Annotated in this window: 18 protein-coding genes and 1 pseudogene; 4 read left to right on the top strand and 15 right to left on the bottom strand. The window is 67.2% G+C overall.

The features are described 5' to 3' along the window. Positions 1-66: 66 nt before the first annotated feature. A complete protein-coding gene (locus tag AAHM40_RS13815; RefSeq protein WP_342245156.1) occupies positions 67-1,128 on the bottom strand; it encodes an aromatic ring-hydroxylating dioxygenase subunit alpha in 1,062 nt (353 codons plus the stop codon). 180 nt (positions 1,129-1,308) lie between these two features. On the opposite strand from AAHM40_RS13815, the gene AAHM40_RS13810 reads away from it, so the two are divergent. Continuing rightward, positions 1,309-1,917, top strand: a complete 609-nt coding sequence (locus tag AAHM40_RS13810; RefSeq protein ID WP_342245155.1) for a TetR/AcrR family transcriptional regulator — start codon at positions 1,309-1,311, stop codon at positions 1,915-1,917. 52 nt (positions 1,918-1,969) lie between these two features. On the opposite strand, the gene AAHM40_RS13805 is transcribed toward AAHM40_RS13810, so the two are convergent. Both AAHM40_RS13805 and AAHM40_RS13800 read right to left on the bottom strand, forming a co-directional pair. Further along, entirely contained in the window at positions 1,970-2,911 is a 942-nt protein-coding gene (locus AAHM40_RS13805) for a PDR/VanB family oxidoreductase (RefSeq protein ID WP_342245154.1), read from the bottom strand. Between the two features lie 105 nt (positions 2,912-3,016). Next, positions 3,017-4,141: an FAD-dependent oxidoreductase gene (locus AAHM40_RS13800; RefSeq protein ID WP_342245153.1), complete on the bottom strand. Its 1,125-nt coding sequence runs from the start codon at positions 4,139-4,141 to the stop codon at positions 3,017-3,019. A 219-nt stretch (positions 4,142-4,360) separates the two neighbouring features. Here AAHM40_RS13800 and AAHM40_RS13795 point away from each other — a divergent pair, with 219 nt between their 5' ends. Beyond that, positions 4,361-5,284 carry a LysR family transcriptional regulator gene (locus AAHM40_RS13795; protein WP_028631212.1) on the top strand — a complete coding sequence of 308 codons (924 nt, stop codon included), beginning with the start codon at positions 4,361-4,363 and terminating at the stop codon, positions 5,282-5,284. Positions 5,285-5,287: 3 nt separating this feature from the next. On the opposite strand, the gene AAHM40_RS27275 is transcribed toward AAHM40_RS13795, so the two are convergent. Continuing rightward, positions 5,288-6,073, bottom strand: a complete 786-nt coding sequence (locus tag AAHM40_RS27275) for a methyl-accepting chemotaxis protein (RefSeq protein ID WP_446731572.1) — start codon at positions 6,071-6,073, stop codon at positions 5,288-5,290. Between the two features lie 78 nt (positions 6,074-6,151). After that, positions 6,152-7,141 (bottom strand): annotated as a pseudogene (locus tag AAHM40_RS27270) (HAMP domain-containing protein); the annotation flags it as partial. Positions 7,142-7,627: 486 nt separating this feature from the next. Here AAHM40_RS27270 and AAHM40_RS13785 point away from each other — a divergent pair. Both AAHM40_RS13785 and AAHM40_RS13780 read left to right on the top strand, forming a co-directional pair. Then, positions 7,628-8,785 (top strand): alpha/beta hydrolase family protein, encoded by a 1,158-nt coding sequence (locus AAHM40_RS13785; RefSeq protein ID WP_342245151.1) that lies wholly within the window; start codon positions 7,628-7,630, stop codon positions 8,783-8,785. 22 nt (positions 8,786-8,807) lie between these two features. Further along, positions 8,808-9,743 (top strand): VOC family protein, encoded by a 936-nt coding sequence (locus AAHM40_RS13780; RefSeq protein WP_342245150.1) that lies wholly within the window; start codon positions 8,808-8,810, stop codon positions 9,741-9,743. A 391-nt stretch (positions 9,744-10,134) separates the two neighbouring features. On the opposite strand, the gene AAHM40_RS13775 is transcribed toward AAHM40_RS13780, so the two are convergent. The 10 genes from AAHM40_RS13775 to AAHM40_RS13730 are packed head-to-tail and all read right to left on the bottom strand — an operon-like array spanning position 10,135 to position 19,559. Further along, complete coding sequence (locus AAHM40_RS13775; protein WP_342245149.1) at positions 10,135-10,968, bottom strand: cache domain-containing protein; 834 nt, start codon at positions 10,966-10,968, stop codon at positions 10,135-10,137. Positions 10,969-10,973: 5 nt separating this feature from the next. Then, positions 10,974-11,978: a formylglycine-generating enzyme family protein gene (locus AAHM40_RS13770; protein WP_342245148.1), complete on the bottom strand. Its 1,005-nt coding sequence runs from the start codon at positions 11,976-11,978 to the stop codon at positions 10,974-10,976. Continuing rightward, positions 11,975-13,618 (bottom strand): arylsulfatase, encoded by a 1,644-nt coding sequence (locus tag AAHM40_RS13765; RefSeq protein WP_342245147.1) that lies wholly within the window; start codon positions 13,616-13,618, stop codon positions 11,975-11,977. Before AAHM40_RS13765 ends, AAHM40_RS13770 begins: the two co-directional genes overlap by 4 nt. Positions 13,619-13,633: 15 nt before the next feature. Next, the gene (locus AAHM40_RS13760; RefSeq protein ID WP_342245146.1) at positions 13,634-14,422 is read right to left on the bottom strand and encodes a cyclase family protein; all 789 of its coding nucleotides are present in this window, start codon (positions 14,420-14,422) and stop codon (positions 13,634-13,636) included. Between the two features lie 11 nt (positions 14,423-14,433). Beyond that, on the bottom strand, positions 14,434-15,414 hold the full coding sequence (locus tag AAHM40_RS13755) for an NAD-dependent epimerase/dehydratase family protein (protein ID WP_342245145.1): 981 nt from the start codon (positions 15,412-15,414) through the stop codon (positions 14,434-14,436). Further along, on the bottom strand, positions 15,405-16,397 hold the full coding sequence (locus AAHM40_RS13750; RefSeq protein WP_342245144.1) for a fumarylacetoacetate hydrolase family protein: 993 nt from the start codon (positions 16,395-16,397) through the stop codon (positions 15,405-15,407). The genes AAHM40_RS13755 and AAHM40_RS13750 overlap by 10 nt, the downstream gene beginning before the upstream one ends. Beyond that, a complete protein-coding gene (locus tag AAHM40_RS13745) occupies positions 16,397-16,966 on the bottom strand; it encodes a cupin domain-containing protein (protein ID WP_342245143.1) in 570 nt (189 codons plus the stop codon). The genes AAHM40_RS13750 and AAHM40_RS13745 overlap by 1 nt, the downstream gene beginning before the upstream one ends. An 11-nt stretch (positions 16,967-16,977) precedes the next feature. Further along, positions 16,978-17,754, bottom strand: a complete 777-nt coding sequence (locus AAHM40_RS13740; protein WP_342245142.1) for an SDR family NAD(P)-dependent oxidoreductase — start codon at positions 17,752-17,754, stop codon at positions 16,978-16,980. Further along, on the bottom strand, positions 17,751-18,341 hold the full coding sequence (locus AAHM40_RS13735) for a malonic semialdehyde reductase (protein ID WP_028631201.1): 591 nt from the start codon (positions 18,339-18,341) through the stop codon (positions 17,751-17,753). Before AAHM40_RS13735 ends, AAHM40_RS13740 begins: the two co-directional genes overlap by 4 nt. Positions 18,342-18,359: 18 nt before the next feature. Further along, positions 18,360-19,559, bottom strand: a complete 1,200-nt coding sequence (locus tag AAHM40_RS13730) for an MFS transporter (protein ID WP_342245141.1) — start codon at positions 19,557-19,559, stop codon at positions 18,360-18,362. Positions 19,560-19,614: the final 55 nt, after the last annotated feature.

Here is a 19,614-nt window from a genome sequence, read left to right as displayed (position 1 = left end):
CTGCCACGGCCCTCGCCGGCCCAACCAATCGCGATTGGAGATGCGAGGTATCGCCAGAAGGGATACTCAGCCCTGCACCACGCTCATGCTGATCTGAGCCGCCTGCTCGTCGGCGATCAGCTTGTCCAGCACACGGCGCGCGCGCACCGCCGCGGCATCACCGGGCAGCAGGATCGGCTTGAGGGACCAGAAATCGGCGTCGCCGATCATCCGCTGCTGGGCTTCAAGCATGGGCAGGTCCTCGGTGCTGAACGGCAGGTTGAGGGCGGAAACCTGTTGCTCGGCGATCTGCTCCCCCAGCTCGCCCATCTCCCGAGGGATGGGGAAGGAGAACCAGTAGTGAGTGGTGGTCTCGGTTTCCGGAGTGAACAGGTGCGGCAACGGCGTTTCCCGGCCCTCGGCACGCGGGCGGCCGGTGGGTACCGCCCCGGCGATCAGGAGCATGTTGGCCGGCGCGTCCCAGCGCACATCGATCCAGCGATCCACCGACGTGCCGTGGGGGATACCCATGGCCGCGTACAGGAAGTCCGGCATGATCTCGGCGACGGTCTGGCGGTAAGACCAGACGGTATCGCCCTGCTGCTCGACGCGAGTAATGGCGCGGCTGACATCGCTGCTGCCCAAGGTGCCCGGATGCAGGTACTGGATATGCGACAGATCGAGAATGTTGTCCGACTCCAGCACGTAGTTCGCGCGCGCGTGCAAATAGCGCTTGGCGACGTAGGCGCGCGACGGGTCCATGCAGCCGAAGTCCGGGATCAGCGCTTCATCCGCTGCAACGGCGTCGCCCATCCAGATCCAGATGACGCTGTACTTCTCCGCCACCGGATAGGAGCGGACCTTCGCCGCGCGCGGAATCGCGCCTTCGCCGTGGGGATTGCGGATGCAGGCGCCGCTGCCGTCGAACTCCAGGCCGTGATAGGCGCATTGCACGTGGGAGCCGCACAACTTGCCCATGGACAGCGGGGCGAAGCGATGCGGGCAGCGGTTGTGGATGGCCTGCACCTTGCCCGCCTTATCGCGGAAGAAGAGCACGGATTCGTTCAGGAGGGTCCGGGCGAAGAGTTCGCCAGGTTTGACCTCATCATCCCAGGCAGCGACATACCAGGCGTTGTTCAGGAAGTTCATCTTGTTCTTGTCCTCATGGGCGTTTCGACAGGGTTGTCTGCATCGATAACCCGTCCCCCTGATATGCTCACGCCTTTGCGCCGTGGCTGCGGCGAACAGACTCGAGGGACGACTGATCGAAGATCATGTAAGCATCGCTCACATTAGTCATCCCCCCCACTCCGGTCAATGGCTTTATCCATGAACGAAACACGTGCTTATCACCACGGAAACCTGCGTCAATCGCTGATCGACGCCGCCCTCGACGCGGTTGAACAGAACGGCTACCAGGGGTTGTCGCTACGCGATCTGGCACAGGTGTTGGAAGTTTCCAGGGGCGCGCCCTACCGGCACTTTGCCGACCGTGATGCGCTGTTGCGCGCTTGCGCGAGCGAAGGGTTCCGCCGCTTGCTGGAAGCCCACCGCGAGGTGGCAGCGGGTACGGGCACGGCGCAGGACAAAGCGCGGGCGGCCTGCCGCGCCTTCCTCGCCTTCGCCGAGGCGCAGCCGGGGCTGTTCCTGCTGATGTACGACTCGGGTCTGTTGCAGCAGGCCGAGGACGAAGACGAGCTGGGCAGCCTGCTCCAAAGTGTCTATATGGGGATCGCGGCGTCGCTGCGCGAAGCACTGGAGGAGACGGACGACGACCGCCTGCAGGCGCGCCTGATCGCCATGTGGTCGACCCTCTACGGCTACGCGCGCCTGCGCCAGAGCAACATGCTCAAGCCCTACATGCTGGGCTCGCTGACCCGCGAGCAGACCGAAGCGGCGGTGATCGCCTCCGCCATCGGCCCGTTACCGAATCCGTAGGGTGAATGTCGCTTTTCACATCCACCCGCGAGCCCGGGCCTGGCATCAAGGCTCAGAGATCCAGCACCAGGCGCGGGCTGCGCGAGCGCGAGCAGCAAGGCGTGAACTGATCGTTGCGCACCTGTTCCTCCGTCGTGAGGAACAGGTCCCGGTGTTCCGGTTCACCCTCCAGCACGCGGGTCAGGCAGGTACCACAAATGCCCTGCTCGCAGGACAGCGGCAGGTCGATCCCCGCCTCCAGTAGCACGTCAGCCACGCTGCGATCCGCCGGGACCTGGAAGCAGCGTCCATCGCTGGCCAGTTGCACTTCGAAGGCCCCGTCATCCGCATGATCCTGCGGCTCGGCGGCGAAGTATTCGCGGTGCAGGCTCGACTCCGGCCAGCCCGCCAAGCGCGCTTCCTCCAGCACGTGGGCCATGAAGCCGCTGGGGCCACAGACGTAGAGATGATCGCCATCGGCGTAACCCGCCAGCACCTCGGCCGCCTGCAGCCGCTGGCCGTCGAAATGGAACGTCACCTGCGCGGCGAACGCCGATTCGCGAATGCGCTCGATAAACGCGGTACGTTCCGCCGAGCGGCTGCAGTAGTGCATCTCGAATGCCGCCCCGGTGGCGGCCAGGCGCTCGGCCATGCAGAGGATCGGGGTGATGCCGATACCGCCGGCGAACAGCCGTGTGCGCCGCGCGCCGTGTACTAGCGGGAACAGGTTGCGCGGTTCGCTGATGCGGATGTGGCTGCCAGCCTCAACCTGCTCGTGCATGGCACGCGACCCGCCCCGGGACGACGGGTCCAGCAGCACGGCGATCTGATAGCGGTGCTGCTCGTCCGGGTGGTTGCACAGCGAGTACTGACGCACCTGCCCGCCGGGTAGATGCACGTCGACATGTGACCCAGCGCTGAACGGCGGCAGCGGACCGCCATCGGCACGAGCGAGTTCGAAGCTGAAGATGCCCTCGGCTTCCGGGTGTTTGCAGGTGACCCTGACCTCAATCATGGACGCTGACCTCGTGGAAAGAGCGCGGCTTAGCACCCGGCCAGGCCGGGTGTGGAACGTGGAAAAGACAGGTGAGACCGCCGGTCCGACGACCGACCACGGCCTTCAGATGGGCTCGGCAGTGAGCTTGAGCATCGCCTTGGTCAGGCCGATACGGTCGAAGCTGCGGTCCTGCGCCATCTCGCGATCACCGGCGAGGATGGAGTTCTCGCTGATGTATTTGCAGCGCTCGAAACGACGCGCCATGAAGCGGTTCAGGCGCGCCTCCAGCGAGCCTTCGCCGGCCAGTTCCAGGCTCAGCACCAACGCATCTTCGATGGCCATGCCGGCGCCCTGCCCCAGGTGCGGGGTGGTCGCGTGAGCGGCGTCGCCGATCAGGAGGACGCGGCCCCTGAACCAGGGCTCGTCGACGAACACCACTTCCATCGGTTTGTAGACCACCTGGCTGCTGTCGGTGATCTGCTCGCGCAGCTCGCCCACCAGGCCGCCGATGTGCTGGATGCGGTCGCGCATCAGGTCGGCGAAATCCTTGGGCTCGTGCCAGGGGTTACCCGGCTCGTGGGAGGTGGAGAACATGTACATCAGGTCATCGGCCAGGGGCACCAGGCCGGCATTGCCCTCGGCGCCGGTGTAGCTGGCCAGGTGGTCGATGGAGGGGTGGCGCGGAAAGTTGTAGCGCCACACGGCCTGGCCGGTGAAGCGCGGCGTATAGGTGTCGCCGAAGAGCATGCCGCGAATCTTCGAATACACGCCGTCGGCTCCTACCACCAGGTCGTAGCGCCCGGCACTGCCGTCGGTGAAGGTCACGTCCACGCCGTCGACGTCCTGCTCAAGGCGTTCCACGCTGAGGCCGAGGCGTACCTGCGCGCCCAACTCGATGGCCGTTTCGCTCAGCACCTGGTGGAGCGCCAGGCGCGAAATCCCGACGTTGGCCGGATACTCCGGGCCGGCCAGGCGCTGGCCGGGAATACGAGCCAGGGCATTACCCTGCAAGTCGTAGATGCCGACATCCTCGAAGGCATAGGCGGCATCCAGGTAACGGTCGAGTACGCCGAGACGGGCCATCTCCCGCACCACGTTGCTCTGCTGGATGATGCCAACGCCGTAGACGGTCCACTCGGACTTGATTTCCACCAGGTCGACCGACACGCCCTGGCGGCACAGCGCGATGGCCGCGCAGAGTCCACCGATGCCACCACCGACGATGAGTACCTTGCTGATATCGCTCATGGATGAATCCTTGTTCTTGTTGTTGGCGCACGGGCGAACGCGAGCGCGGTGGCCCGGGCGGGAAGGTTTTCTCAGTAGGGGCCGCGCAGGCTCGGCAGGCAGCACGGCAGCCGGTGAGCGCCCCTTGGGAGCACAGGCTAGGAAGGCGGGAACAATTTGACTAATCGTTAGTCGGGATGCAGGGTATCGCGAAAATAAATACAACAAGAGCCTGCTGCCATGCGCTTCAAACACCTGGACCTGAACCTCCTGGTGGCGCTGGATGTGCTGCTGGAAGAGCAGAACATCACCCGCGCCGCCGCCCGCCTGCACATGACCCAATCAGCCACCAGCGGCGTGCTGGGGCGCCTGCGCACCTACTTCGAGGACGATCTGCTGGTGCAGGTGGGACGCAAGATGATGCCCACCCCCCTGGCCAAGGAACTGGAGATCCCGGTTCGCGAAGTCCTGCTGAAAATCCAGACCTCCATCACCGCCAAGCCGGTCTACGACATCGCCGAGAGCAAGCGGCATTTCCGCATCATGGCGTCGGACTATCTGATCAGCGTGGTGTTCGCCGAAGTGATCCGAGAGATCAACCAGGAAGCGCCGCTGATGACCTTCGAGCTGATCAGCCCCGGCGAAACCGCCGTCGAGATGCTCATGCGCGGCGAGGTGGACCTGATGATCGCGCCCGAGCACTACATCGTGAAAGAACACCCTTCCGAGCTGCTGTTCGAAGAGCAGCACGTTTGTGTGGTGTGGGCAGACAACGACAGCATCGGCGAGCGGATCACGCTGGAACAATACCTGGACATGGGTCACGTGGGCGTCGCGTTCGGGCGCAGCCGCACGCCGGGCATCGAGGAGTGGTTCATGTCCCAGTACGGCTGCAAGCGCCGGCTCGAAGTCATCACCCACGACTTCAACACCCTGCCGCAACTGGTCGTCGGCACGCAGCGCATCGCCACCATGCACAGCCGCCTCGCGCGGCTCTATGCGCGCAACCTGCCGCTGCGCATCCTGCCGCCGCCAGTGGAGCTACCCGCGATGCAGGAATACATGAGCTGGCACCGCAGCCTGGACCGCGACCCCATGCTGCGCTGGTTGCGCCAGAAGCTGGCGCAGATCGTACAGCGGCCGGACTCACCGGTCCTCGCCTGAGCCTCAGCGCGCGCCACGGAAGGCGCGGACCGCCTCGCCCAGGCTCGCCCCCAAGGTCTGCAGGCTGTCCGTGGCCGACTCCAGGCGCCGGCAGTCCTCGGCGTTCTGTTCCACCACACGCGCCACTTGCAGCACCGCCTCGTCGACCTGGCGCGCCACGGCCTGCTGCATAGCGGACGCCTCGGCGATGTTCCGCCCGCTGCGCTCGACCCGTGCCATCGCGGCGGTGATAGCCGCCAGCACCCCGGTCGCCCGTCCCGCCCGCTCGACGCCCTCCTCGGTCAGCCGCTGACTGCCTGCCAGCCCATCAGCGGTAGCCCGGGTCAGCTCGCCGAGGCGCTGGATCATCGCCTCAATCTCCCCGGTCGAAGCGCGGGTGCGACTGGCCAGGGCGCGCACCTCGTCGGCGACCACGGCGAAACCGCGACCATGGTCACCGGCCCGCGCCGCCTCGATAGCAGCGTTCAGCGCCAGCAGGTTGGTCTGCTCGGCCAGAGCATTGATCACGTCGAGCACACCATTGATAGCCTCGCTCTGCGCCTTGAGTACCTGCATCGATCCGGCGCTGGCGCGCATTTCCGCAGCGAGGTGTTCCAGGCTCTCGCTGGCCTGGCGCACCAACGCATCCCCCTCGTGGATCAGGGCGCCCGCATCGGCCAGCACCGCACCGCTGCCGGCCACCTGCTCGCTGACCTGCGCCGCCGAGCGCGTCATGTCCGCCATGGCCTCGGCGACCCGCTCGGCCTGCTGGCGCTGCGCGCTCACCCCCGCCGCCGTGCGCCCGACCATCGCCACCAGGGTGCTGGCGGCGCCATCCAGTTGATCGACATCGCCACCGATGCGGCCCACCAGCATGCGCAGAGCAGCGAGCATTTCTCCCACAGCATCCTGCAACTGCCCCAGTTCATCGCGCCGCGCAGGCGGGGCCGCCATTTCGCCGAGATCCCCGCCGGCGATACGCCGCGCCAGGGCCAGCATGCGCCGCAGCGGCACGACCAGTGCCCGATGAATCGCCAGCGCCGCCCCGGCACTGACCAGTAAGGCCAGGAGCGCCAGCAGCCCCAGCGCTTCGTGGAGCTGCCGCCGGGTTTCTGCATAGGCCCCGCTGCGCAATGCGCGCTGCGTATCCAGCTGCTGCGCGACCATGCCCGCCACCTGACTCATCCGCGTCTTGGCAGCACGAGCCAGTTGGCCGCCCCGGACAAAGCTCAGGAAGGCCTGGCGATACACCTCCAGCGCCTGGCGCGCCTCCTCCAGCGCCGCACGTTGCTCGCCGTCCAGGCGCGCGGCGAGACTGGCCAGTGCTGTAGCCAGCTCGTTCATGCGGTTCTCCCAGTCGTCGCGGTAGCGTTTTTGCGCATCAAGGGTGAAATACAGCTCGCTGTCGCGCAGGTTGGCCAACCGTTCGCGCAGGCTCACGGCCTCCTCCAGCAACTGCATCTGCGACATACCCGGCGGTGTACCGGCCTCCAGCCCGAAGTTGATGTCATCGAGCTGGTCGAGGAACAGGCTGCTGAAACGCTGCCCCACCGTCTCCGCCTGGGCCTGCATCCGCAGCCGCGCCGCATATGCTGTTTCCAAAGCCTGCGCAGAGTCCTGAAAGGCACTGCGGTAGGCCTGGGCGGTGTCATCCAGGGTCATGCGGAAATCCGCGTCGGAACCGCTGGCGGCCAGCCCTTTACGCAGTTGGTCCAACCCTGTGCCGACCCGCTCGGCCGACTCCGGTGCAAGATCCAGCGCGAAGTCCCGCTCCGCCAGGCGGGCCCCGGCCAAGTGCAGTTGCAAGGCGTCCAGCGCACGCAGTTCGGTGACGCGGGCCTGCAGCACCTGCAATGCCTGGACAGTGGCCAGCGCCATGCCCAGGGTGGCCAGCAACACCAGGCCGAAGCCGAGCGACAGCTTGCTGCCGACGGAGCGGTGGCCCAGCCAGCGCGTGACGCTGGCAAGGGGCATGAACAGGCGATGGGGGTGATTCGACATGAGCGTCCTTCCTCGTGGTCCGGGCCAGAAACAGCGGCGCGTACGCTAGCCGCCCGGTCCCGGAGGCCACCAATCGAGACTGGCGATGCGAGGCATCGTCATTCGCCATGACCCGGGCACGTCGGACACGAGGTATCTCGCTTGCCGATAGCTGGCATCCGAACAAGCGATTTGTTCAATTCCTGGCCCCATGCGAGCTTGCCATGGCCGCCCCACCGGGCGGTCGGCGCCCGCACAACTGCCTGCTGCGGGAGCAGTCACTCCGGGCTCGCCTGCCTTGCGCCCTGCCCTTACCAACCCGAGCGGTAAGCCCCGAGAGCCGGGGAAGATGGCGCCCCGGATCAGAAGAAGGAAAACAACAACATGTTCCGTTACTTCCCCACCAACTACGTCTGGAACCTCTCCGTTGACCTCGCCCTGGAAATGGGCGCGCGCATCGGCGAGATCGTCGAGATGTGCGAGCCCCTGCAGGAGGCCGCCAAGCAGCCCGATGCCGCCGGCACCCGTGCTTTCCGCGAAACCTGGTCGAAGATGGCCGACAAGCTCTGCGACCTGGCAGGTGAGGACGAGGCGCGTGGTCGCCTGCTCTCCGCCGGGGAGAAATACAACCGCGCTGCCACCTACTACCTGACCTGCGAACGCCTGCAGGCCCACGGTGCTCCCGGCCGCCAGGAGCTGTACCAGCGTTTCCTCGACACTTTCGCCCGTGGCATCGACCTCTCGGGAGAAAACTGCGAGCGAGTGGAGATTCCCTACGAGGGCAAGGTGCTTTCCGGCCTCTACGTGCGCGCCGAAGGTGTGACGGGACCCGCGCCGCTGCTGGTTCAGCTCAACGGCCTGGATTCCACCAAGGAAATGAAATACCGCGTCGGCCTGCCCGCCTGGCTCGCCAGACGCGGCGTGTCCTCACTGGTACTCGACCAGCCGGGCACAGGCGAAGCCCTGCGCCTGCATGACCTCAAGGCCCGCTATGACGCCGAGCACTGGGGTAGCCGCGTGTTCGACTGGCTGGCAGACCGTGCAGACGTGGATGCCACGCGCATCGGTTGCGAGGGCGTATCCCTCGGCGGCTACTACTGCCCGCGCGTAGTCGCCTTCGAGCCGCGCTTCGCCTGTGGCGTGGTCTGGGGCGCCAACCATGACTGGCGCGAGGTACAGAAGCGCCGCCTGGAGCGCGAAGGCAGCTTCCCGGTGCCGCATTACTGGGAGCATGTGCGCTGGGTCTGGGGTGGCAAGGACGTCGAGGAGTTCATGGCCATCGCCGAGAACGTCAACCTGGACGGCGTGGTCGAGCGCATCAAGGTGCCGTTCCTGGTCACGCACGGCGAGCAGGACTCGCAGATTCCGCTGAAATGGGCCCATCGCACCTACGAGCAACTGGTCAACAGCCCCAAACGTGAACTGAAGATCTTCACCCCCCGCGAAGGTGGTGTGCAGCACTCCAGCTTCGACAACTCCATCAATGCCGGCCACTACATCGCCGACTGGGTCGCCGAGACCCTCGGCGGCCGCACCGCCTGACGAGCGAGACGAGAACCTGACCATGAAGATCATCGGACCCGATTACCTGGTGTTCGGCGTCGACAACGTCGACGCCTGCGTGCAATACCTCACCGACTACGGCCTCAAGCCGCGCGCCATCGACCACACCGGCGGCTACCTGGAAGCCCTGGACGGCACCGGCATCGAGATTCGCCACCGCGACGACCCGTGCCTGCCCAAAGCCATGGAAACTGCCAACACCCTGCGCGAAACCGTTTACGGTGTGGCCGACGAAGCCACCCTGCAGGCCATTGAGGCCGAACTGTCGACAGACCGCGACGTCATCCGTGGCGAAGACGGTGTACTGCGCACGGTAGATGACATGGGCTTCGCACTGGGCTTCCAGATCACCTGCCGGCGCCCCCTCGACCTGCCCGGCGAAATCAGCAACGCGCCCGGCGCCAGCACCAGCCGCGTGGTCAACAGCCTGGGCGCCAGCGACGACATGGCCGCGCTGCCCCGCAGCCTGTCCCATGTCGTCTATTTCGTGCCGGACCACGCCAAGGCCGAAGCCTTTTACACCCGCTTGGGCTTCGTCTGCACCGACCGTTTCATCGACACCGGACCGTTCCTGCGGCCGGGTGGAACCTTGGACCATCACACCCTGTTCCTGATCCAGACGCCGCCGTTCATGAAGGGTATCGAGCACTTCACCTTCCACATGGGCGGACCGACAGAGGTGATGCTGGCCGGTACCCGCTTCGTCGAGAAAGGCTACGAGTCTTTCTGGGGTCCGGGCCGCCACCAGCTCGGCTCCAACTGGTTCTGGTACTTCAACAGCCCCATGGGCTGTCATGTGGAGTACGACGCCGATATGGACCTGCACGACGACAGCTGGAACGCCCGCGTGTCGCCACCCGGCGCGGATACCTCGCAGTACTTCCTGTTCCGCTACCAGGAGAAATGGGCCCCGGGCGGCCCGCCGCCTAAGCATTGACGCGCTCCGTCGTCATCGGCAGGCGAGCCCCACAGCAACACGCCCCGAGCGCGGGGCGCCTGCCACCTCAACTCCCGGGAACCGGCTGGCCCGGGAGTCTTTTTTGGGTCTCGCGATACTCCGGGAAGCGGTGGTCACACCACATGGGAAGTGGGGTATTGGCGTAGCCCTACGGCCTACTCAGCGCTTGAAGTGGCGAAGCATGCATCAAGTGTCGCGGGAACGACTTGAGCCAATCTGCTTGCCGGGTTCTGCGGATATTTCGGGTTTCGCTTTCCCAGGCGACGCCCTTTTGCAGTCGCTCAATAGGAAGCAGAACGCCTGTCGAGCGTTGGGCTTCGGTGGGCCCAACCCAACAAACGCATTCCGGCAGCCTCCCCGATGTGCTCCCTCACTCGGGCTTCTTGTAGTACCCCACCGCAACCAACAGGTGCCCGGTCTTGCGCAGCAGGGCGTACTTGTCCTCCACCTTGCCGGTCACCGGGTTCTTCCAGCGGTAGTCGAAACCGCCCTCGCGGCGGTCCTTCATCAGCGCCAGGATCGGCGCGCCGACCGGCTTGCCGTCGGGATCGCCCACGCTGGCAAACTCCACACCGAGCAGGCGCAGGTTGTAACCGTGGGCGAGGTAGCGCCCGGTGTCGAGGTCGATGACGAAGACATACAGGTCGTCCTCGCGAAAGCGCGGCGACAGCGCATTGATCGCGGCGATGCCGGCTTGCGGGTCCTGTTCCAGGGCGGTCACCGCGCGTTGCAACAGGTGTTCGGCCTGCTGGGGCGTGGCCCGGGGCAGGTAGAGGCCGACGGCGATGACCCGGTCTCCCATCCGCTGGAAGAACACCCGCTTGCGTTCCACGCGGCCGTCGCGAGCGTTCATCCAGCGGTATTCGGCCACCCGCACCTCCCTTTCGGCGCCTTCCAGGGCCTGACGGAAGCCGTCGCGCAATTCTGGCTCCAGAGCCTCGCTGACATCGCGTCCGATCAGCACCGCCGAGGTGCCGCCGCTCGCAAGCATGGTGCCGTGGGTGTCGACCACGAACACATAGTGCTCGCCGTCGATGAACTCGCCCTGGCGGCTGAACGCGGCGAAGGCGGCATCGCCCTGCACCTGGTAGTAGTCGACGGCCCGCTGCAGGAGCTGGCGGGCCCGTTGTTCCTCGTCGGCCTGGGCGGTTGTGGCGGTGGTCAGGAGCGCGAGGGCGCCCCACAGCAAAACAATCAGACGCATCGGGGTCACTCCGTGGCTAGTTTGGATTCGGGGGCAATGCGGCGAATGGTGCGGAAACCGACATGAGAGGTGGCCAGGTCCGCGTCCTGGCGTTCCCGCGCCGCCGTGCGGTAGCGAGCGCAATAGGACGTGGCGCAGAGGAAGGAGCCGCCCTTGATGACCCGTGGGCGCGCCGGCCCAAGGGCCGCACGCAGCTGTTGGGGGTCGCCGTTGGCGTGGCTGATCAGGGGCCCCCACTGGGTATCGGCGGTCCACTCCCAGACATTGCCGATCATGTCGAACAGCCCATGGGCGTTGGCAGCGAAGCACCCCACCGGGGCCAGACCGGCGAAGCCATCCTCCGCCGCGTCCTGCACCGGGAACACGCCCTGCCAGTAATTCGCGGCAGGCCGGCCGTGGGCGTCCAGTGGCGCCTCGCCCAGTCGTTGCGAAGCCTCGCCAGCGCGCGCGGCGTACTCCCACTCGGCCTCGCTGGGTAGTTCATTACCGCGCCACCGCGCATAGGCCTGGGCGTCGGCCAGGGTCACCAGGGTCACCGGGTGGGCGTCCAGCGCGGCCGGGGCGGCATCGGGACCCTCGGGGTGAAGCCAGTCGGCGCCTTCGACATAGCGCCACCAGGGCAACGCCGAACCGTCGGCGAAGTTCTCCAGCGGCGCGCGGAACAACGCGGCACCGCCGGAGCGCTCGGCCTCGGTGACATAGCCGGTGGCTTCGACGAATGCGGCGAACTGGGCGCGGGTGACCTCGGTGCGGTCGATCCAGAAACCGCCGACCTCCACCGCCCCCAGCGGCCGCTCATCCGGGTAGCCGTCCTCGGTGCCAGGGGTGAAGCGCCCGCCGCCGATCCGCAGCATCCCGGCGAGGGGATCGCTGCCCCAGCCCGCCGGCAGGCCGCCATAGACCTTGCAGCCGGCCACATCGCCGAGGGGTGGCGTGGCCCCGGGTCGGGCCGCGACGCCCAGCAGCGCCAGCGCCCCCAGGCAACCGGCGGCGATCAGCGCTCGCCTCATGGCAACTGGGCCACCGGCGGCGGCGGCGCCACCACACCCACCTGGCGGGCGTAGCCCTGCCAGGCCTGCATCAAACGCTCCAGAGTTTCCGGCTGGCTGGCGGCAAGGTCGTGCTGCTCGCTGCGGTCGCGGGACAGGTCGAACAGCTGCCAGCGCAGCGGCGGCGGCGCCTCACCCGGCTTCACCCAGGACACCAGACCGAGCAGCTTCAGGTCGCCCTCGCGGTAGTAGCGGCTGCCGAACAGCTCACCGGCCATGACCGCTTCGGGGCGCTCCTGGCCCTGCAGCATCGGCAGCATCGAGCGGCCGGTGATGGGGTGCTTGGGCTGGCCCTTCCAGCTGTCGCCCGGATCGGGCAGACCGGCCAGGGAGAGGAAGGTCGGCGCCAGGTCGTCGACCCGCGCCACGCTGCGTTCCAGCCCCTGGCGGCGCAGGTTGGCGGGCAGTTGGACGATGGCCGGGACGCTGATGCCACCCTCTGCGGTGCTGCCCTTGAACAGCCGCAGGGGGGCCGCGCTCACCTCGGCCCAACGCAGTCCGTAGTCGATCTGCGAGCCGCGCCGGCCGAGGTTCTCCAGGCGGTTATCGGTGTTCGGCCCGGCCGGGTAGAACTGCTCGTGGCGCTCGCCCGCGGCGCCGTTGTCGGACATGAAGACGACCAGGGTGTTGTCCAACTGGCCGCTATCCCTCAGGTAGTCCAGCAGGCGTCCGATGTTGTAGTCGAGGTTGTCGACCATGGCCGCGTAGATCTCCATCTTGCGCGCCTCGACACGCTTGCGCTGCGGGTCCAGTTGCGCCCAGCCGGGCAACTGCGGGGTCACCGGCAGGGTCACGGCCGGTTGGAAGTCGGCAGGCAGCAGCCCCTTGGCCTTCATTCGCTCGATCCGCGCCAGACGCACGGCGTCGTAGCCGCCGTCGTAGTGGCCCCGGTACTTTTCCAGGTAGGCCTCCGGCGCTTGCAGCGGCCAGTGCGGCGAGGTGTAGGCGGCGTAGGCAAAGAAGGGCTTGCCACTGTCCTCCCCCGCCTTCAGGTAGGCGATCAGCTTGTCGGTGTAGAAGTCGGTGGAATAGAAATCCTCCGGCAGTTCCACCGGCCGGCCGTTCTCGCGGTAGGTGACCTGCTCGAGCCTGGCGGTCGAGCCCGGCGTCGGCCTGAAGTGCACCGCACCGCCCTCCAGCAGGGTGAAGGAACGCTCGAAGCCACGGCGGTCCGGCCCCTGCTCCGGCGCGAGGCCCAAGTGCCACTTGCCCACCATGCTGGTGCGGTAGCCACCGCCCTGCAGCAGTTCGGCGATGGAATGGGCCTGCTGGTTGAGGTAGCCCTCGTAGCCCGGCTTGCCGCGCTGGAAGGGCTGGATCGCCTCCTCCATAGTCCCCAGCCCGGCCAGGTGGTTGTCGGTGCCGGACATCAGCATGGCGCGGGTCGGCGAGCAGGTCGGCGCGGCGTACATGCTAGTCAGCTGCAGGCCGTTTGCGGCCAGGCGGTCCAGGTTCGGCGTCTCGATTTCGCCGCCGAAAGCGCCCAGGTCCGAGTAACCCAGGTCGTCGGCGACGACCAACAGGATATTGGGGTGATCGGCAGCGCTGGCCATGGCTGGGGCAAGGCAAGCCAACGCAGCCAGCAGGATGGGGAGGCGCATGAGGAACTCCTGTTCTTATTCTTCGAAAATCGCCACGGCGCGGACGAAGCCGGCAGAGGCATGTTTGATCTTGTAGGGGAAGCAGGACACCAGGAAACCGCTTGCCGGCAAGCTGTCGAGGTTGGCCAGCTTTTCCATCTGCCCGTAACCAATATCGCGCCCAGCCTTGTGCCCTTCCCAGATGATGGACGCGTCGCCACTCTCGGCGAAGCGCTCACGGGTGTACTTGAACGGCGCGTCCCAGCTCCAGGCGTCGGTGCCTACCACGCGCACGCCACGCTCCAGCAGGTAAAGCGTGGCTTCGCGGCCCATGCCGACGCCAGCGTCCAGGTAGCCCGGCTGGCCGAACAGGCTGCCTGCGCGGGTGTTCACCAGCACGATGTCCAGCGGCTGCAATTCATGGCCGATGCGCGCCAGCTCCGCTTCCACCTCGGCCCCGGTCACCACGTGGCCGTCGGGCAGGTGGCGCAAGTCCAGCTTCACGCCGGGCTGCAGGCACCACTCCAACGGCAGTTCGTCGATACCGAAGGCCGGCTTGCCACCGTCGGTGGTCGATGCGTAATGCCAGGGCGCGTCCATGTGGGTGCCGCTGTGGGTGGTGATCGACAAGCGCTCGGCGGCCCAGGACTCCTGACCCGGCATCTGGTCGATGGACAGGCCGGGGAACATGGCGGCCATTTCCGGCCAGCCCTGCTGGTGGTCCATGTAGTCGATTTTCGGCAGAAGCGGCAGTGGGTCCGTGTACGGGTTGTTGTCGAGCGTTACCGACAGGTCGACGAGGCGGCGATTACGGGCAAGGGTCATGGCGGGCGATCTCAGGCGGTTTGTGGCGCAGCGCGCAGGCGGCGCGGCCGTTGATTGAGGTTCAGGGCATTGCGTACCAGGGCGAGGGCGGAGCCGTCGTGGCGGAAGCCCAGCGCCCGGGATTGGGGGGTACGCAGTGACGGATAGCGACCGAATAGGCGCTCCAGCTCGGCATCGGGCCGGTAGTTGACCAGAGCGCGCCGGTCTTCGCCGAACGCGTCGGCCAGAGCGTCCACCACCTGGCCGATGGACAGGTGCAGCACCGGGAGTTGCCAGACGCGTGAGTCGCCGGGGTTGTCCAGCTCGGCAGCGTGCAGCAGGTTATCCAGGCAGCAGTGAGCGGACATCCACCAGGCGCTGGCTTGCGATGACACCGGGCATTCGTAAGCCTGGCCGGCAGCGAGCGCGTGCATCAGATCGCTCATGAAGGCCGAGCGCAGACCGTTTGGCTCCCGTGGCCGGGCGACGATGCCGGGCAGGCGCAGGGCACGGCCATCCACCTCGCCCCGCCGGGCCAGGTCGCTTAGCTGGGTCTCCACCATCAGCTTGTGGGCGCCGTAGGAGAGCACCGGACGGGGTGCCAGTTGCTCGTCCATGCGCGCCGGCAGTTCCGTGCCGTACACCGCCACACTGCTGGCGTACACCAGCACCGGTGGCTGCGCGACGCGACGCAACTGGTCGAACAATTCGAGGCTGGCCTGCAGGTTGACCTGATAGCCCAACCCGTACTGCTGTTCCGCCGCACCGCCGGGGATGCTCACCAGATGGAACACCACGTCCATGCCGTCGGCCAGCACGCGCCGCAGCAGCGCCGGGTCGGTGATGCTGCCGGCATGGGGGCGCAGACGCGGGTCATGCGCAAATCCATCGAGCTCCTGGTCCAGCAGTACCAAGGTGTCCAGCGGCTGACCGCGCAGAGTGCCCCGCTCCAGCAGGCGCTGGACCAGTAGCCGACCGAGGAAGCCACCGGCACCGGTAACCATCACACGCATGGCGCACCTCCCCGGACCACGCACTGGTCGATGGCGCCGAACAGCGGCGAGCCGTCGGCACTGCGCGCCTCCATGCGCACGCGATCACCGAAGCGCATGAAACCGGTACGCGGCGCGCCGTGCTCGATCATCTCGATGGCACGGCGCTCGGCGATGCAGGCGGAGCCCACTCTACGGTCGGCGTTGGAAACAGTGCCTGAGCCCAGGATGCTGCCAGCGCCGAGACGGCGGGTCAGCGCTGCATGGGCGATCAACTGGTGGAAGCCGAAGTGCATGGCGCCGCCGTGCGGGTGACCGAACCACTGGCCGTTCCACTCGACCTCGAGCGGCAGGTGCACGCGGCCGTCACGCCAGGCATCGCCCAGTTCGTCCGGGGTCACCGCCACCGGAGCGAAGCTGGAGGAGGACTTGGCCTGGACGAAGCCGAAGCCGGTCTTCATTTCCCGCGGCGCCAGGGCGCGCAGGCTGACGTCGTTGACCTGCAGCACCAGGCGGATATGCCCCAGTGCCTCCTCGGCGGTGCAGCCCATGGGCACTTCGTCCACCAGCACGGCAAACTCGCCCTCGAAGTCGATTCCGTGAGCCTCGCTGGGCAGGGGAATGTCCTGACGGGCGCCGAGGAAGTCGTCACCGGCGCCCTGGTACATCAGCGGCGTGGTTTCGACGCCCTCGATGGGGTCGAGGTGAAAGGCGCGCTGCATCAGTTCGCCATGACTGAGGAAGCAGGAGCCGTCCAGCCACTGCCAGGCACGCGGCAGCGGCGCCATCGCCCGGCTCGGGTCGAAGTCGAAGGCGCCGGTCACCTCGCCACGGTTGAGGGCGTCGTAGCGGCCGCGCAGGTCGGCCTCCACGCTCCACCAGTGGTCCACGGCGGCCTGCAGGGTGGGCGCGATATCGGCGGCGTCCACGGCGCGGGTCAGGTCACGGGAGACCAGCAGCAGGCGGCCGTCACGGCTGCCGTCGGCGAGGGTGGCAAGCTTCATCAGAGCATCTCCTTGAGTTCGGGGGCGTAGCGGCCGTCGAGCAGGATGAAGACCATCCGCGCCATGGCCTCGGTGCGGTTGCTCCAGGCGTGGTTGGTGCCGCGCTGGACCACGATGTCGCCGCGCTTGAGGTGGACTTCCTCGCCATCCAGCACCAGCCAGACCTCGCCCTCGGTGACAATGCCGTAGTCGAGGGTTTCGGTGCGGTGCATCAGCTTGTGTTTCGAGTCCGCCTTGCCGGTGCCGGCATGGGCTTCGCCGATCTCGGCGAAGACAGCGGCCGCGTCCTCGGCGCTGACCTGGTTCTGCACGCTGTCCGGCGGGATATCCACCACACGGATCACGCTACCCAGGGCGCCAGGGGAGAGTTGCAGCGGCTTGTCGGTGGGGTCGCCGCCATTGTCCAGAAGAGCCGGGCTGATGCTGCTGTTCCAGACCTCGTAGAACAGGGTGCCGGGCACCGCCTTCAGGGGGAAGTTGTTGGGCGTCGGGCCTGCCATGGCGACCACGGCCTGGCCATCGGCGTCGTGGCCGGTGACCACGCGTTTGAAGGGGGGAAGTGCTTGCATGGAAACTCCTTTCAATTGCCGTCGCCGATGGTGGTGCCACCGTCGACGATCAGGTTCTGTCCGCTGATAAAGGCGCCGCCGGGTGCGGCCAGCAGCAGCGCCAGGGCCGCCACCTCCTCGGGCCGGCCGACCCGGCGCAAGGGGGTCAGTGCCAGGCGCCGTTGCATCACCTCGGGGTTGTCGGTCAGGGGTCGGGCGAATTCGGTCTGGATCACACCGGGGCTGATGGCGTTGACGCGGATATTCGAAGGCCCCCACTCCACCGCGAGGTTGCGCGCCAGTTGCGCCAGCGCTGCCTTGGACAGGCCGTACAGCCCCAGGCCCTTGTTGCCGCGCACGCCAGCGATGCTGGCCATCAGCACCACGCTGCCCCCGCCCTGCTCCGCCATGGCCGGCAGCAGCGCGCCGGTGAGCCAGGCCGCGCTTTCCAGGTTCACGCTCAGGGTCAGCCGCCACTGCGCAGCATCGGCGCTGGCCAGCGGCCCCAGGTGCGGGGCGACACCGGCATTGCACACCAGCACTTCGATCCGCCCATGCAGTGCAAGGGCAAGGCTGGCGAGCTGGCGGACTTCGCGCTCGCAACCAAGGTCGGCAGCGAGACCTTCAGCCTCGAAACCTTCGCCGCGCAGCAGCGCCGCCACGCGCTGGCAGTCCTCGGTGCTCTCGCTGCTGATCACCAGCCGCGCGCCGGCACGGCCATATTCGCGGGCGATGGCCAGGCCGATGCCACGGGTAGCACCCGTGATCAGGGCGACCTGGCCCGCCAATGAGAACAGGGGGCTACTCATAGGATGCGACAGCCCTGTTCGAAGGACAGGCGCGGGCCGGCCGGCCGCAGGCCGGTGGGTTCGCCGTAGCCCAGGCAACAGAGGAAGTTGCTGCGCCATCGGCCATCGGGGAAGAACGCTGCGTCCACCTGGGCGTTGTCGAAGCCGGACATGGGGCCGCAATCAAGCCCGAGGGCGCGGGCGGCAAGCATCAGGTAGGCACCCTGCAGGCTGCTGTTACGCAGTGCCGCGCTGGAGGCCGCCTGCGGGTTGTCGCGGTAGGCCGCGCCCGCGTCATAGATGGGGAATAGCTCGGGCAGAAACTCGAAGAAGCGGCTGTCCCAGGCAACGATGGCCGTCACCGGCGCCTGCAGCATCTTGTCGCCGTTGTGGCCCTTGAGGGCCGGCAGCAGTTTCTGCTTGGCCTCGGCACTGCGCACGAAGACGAAGCGCGCCGGGCAGCAGTTGTTGCTGGTCGGACCCTGGCGCAGGGTCTGATAGAGCTGGTGCAGCAACGCGTCGGGTACGTCGCGGTCCTGCCAGAGGTTGTGCGAGCGCGCTTTCAGGAACAACTGGTCGAGCGCGGCGGAATCCAGGGGATGGGCCATGGAATGCTCCAGATGGAATCAGGAAATGGACGGCGTAGTGCTGGCCAGCGGGCGGAACAGCCAGGGCAATGCCAGGCAGGCGACCGCCAACACGAGTTGTGCGATGGCCACCAGTGCCAGGGCAGCCGGCAGCTCGCTCACGGCGCCACCGTTGAGGCCCAGCACCACCAGCGGACTGATGAATTCGCCGGCGAACAGCGCGGCGGTGAAGCCGCCCGTGGCACGACCGCGCTGGGCGAAGCTGACCTGGCTCATCACCCAGGTGATCAGCGTCGGCAACATCAGGCCAATACCTAAGCCATTGACCAGCACGGCGATGATGACGAGGGCGTGGTTGCCGGCCTCGGCCATCAGCAACCCGCCAGCCCCCGCCGTCGCGAAGGCGATGAGCAGCAGGCTCTGCCGCCGCAGGCCGCCCAACAGGCGGAAGCTCAAGGCGCCGGCAAGCACACCGAGCTGGTTGGCCCCCATGGTCATGCCGATCTGCTGCGGCGAATCCACGTGCAGCAGGGTGAGCAGGAAGCCGGCCTGCACCGGCACGATGAACAGGCTGATGCCCGCCAGCACCGTGAGCCCGTAGAGCGGCAGTAGCGCGCTCCAGGGAAAGCGCTCGGCGTTCGAAGGCTGCACGTCGACCGGACCAGCCTGCGGCTCCCAGAGCAGCGCCGCCATCAGCGGCAGGAACAACAGGCCGGACGCGTAGAGCACGAAGGGTACGCGCCAGTCGTCCTGCCCCAGGGCGCCGCCCAGGGCGATGAACACCGCCGCCGACAGCGAGGTGGCGACCATCTGCAGGGCGAACAGCCGCTCGCGGCGCGCGCCCTGGTAGTAGTCGCCCATCAGGGTGGTGCAGCAGGTCATGATGCCGGCCTCCGCCAGCCCCAGTCCCGCGCGGCTGGCGACGATGCCCGCCAGCGAATCCAGCCACAGCGGCAGCAACCCGCAGGCGGCGTACAGCAGCATCGAGGCCAGCAGCAGCGGCTTGCGTCCGAGGCGGTCGGCGATCACGCCGGCAAAGGGCGCCAGCAGTGCGATCACCAGGGCCGGGATAGTCAGGCTGATGGGCACCAGCACCTCGGCGCCCGGCGTGTCGGCGAAGTGCGCCTGCATGCGCGGCAGTACCGGTGCCAGGAGCACCGCACCCAGTACCGGCAGGCAACTGCCGAGCAGCAGCAGCAGGGATTGCGGCAGTCCGGCCTGGCGTTCAGTGGCGGTCACGGCGCACCTCCGGCAACAGCCCGTAGGCGCCCTCCACGTAGTACCCGACAGCGTC

Source organism: Pseudomonas sp. OTU5201 (assembly GCF_038440135.1).
GTDB classification, from domain to species: domain Bacteria; phylum Pseudomonadota; class Gammaproteobacteria; order Pseudomonadales; family Pseudomonadaceae; genus Metapseudomonas; species Metapseudomonas resinovorans.
This window is presented reverse-complemented; position numbering and strand designations above follow the sequence as displayed.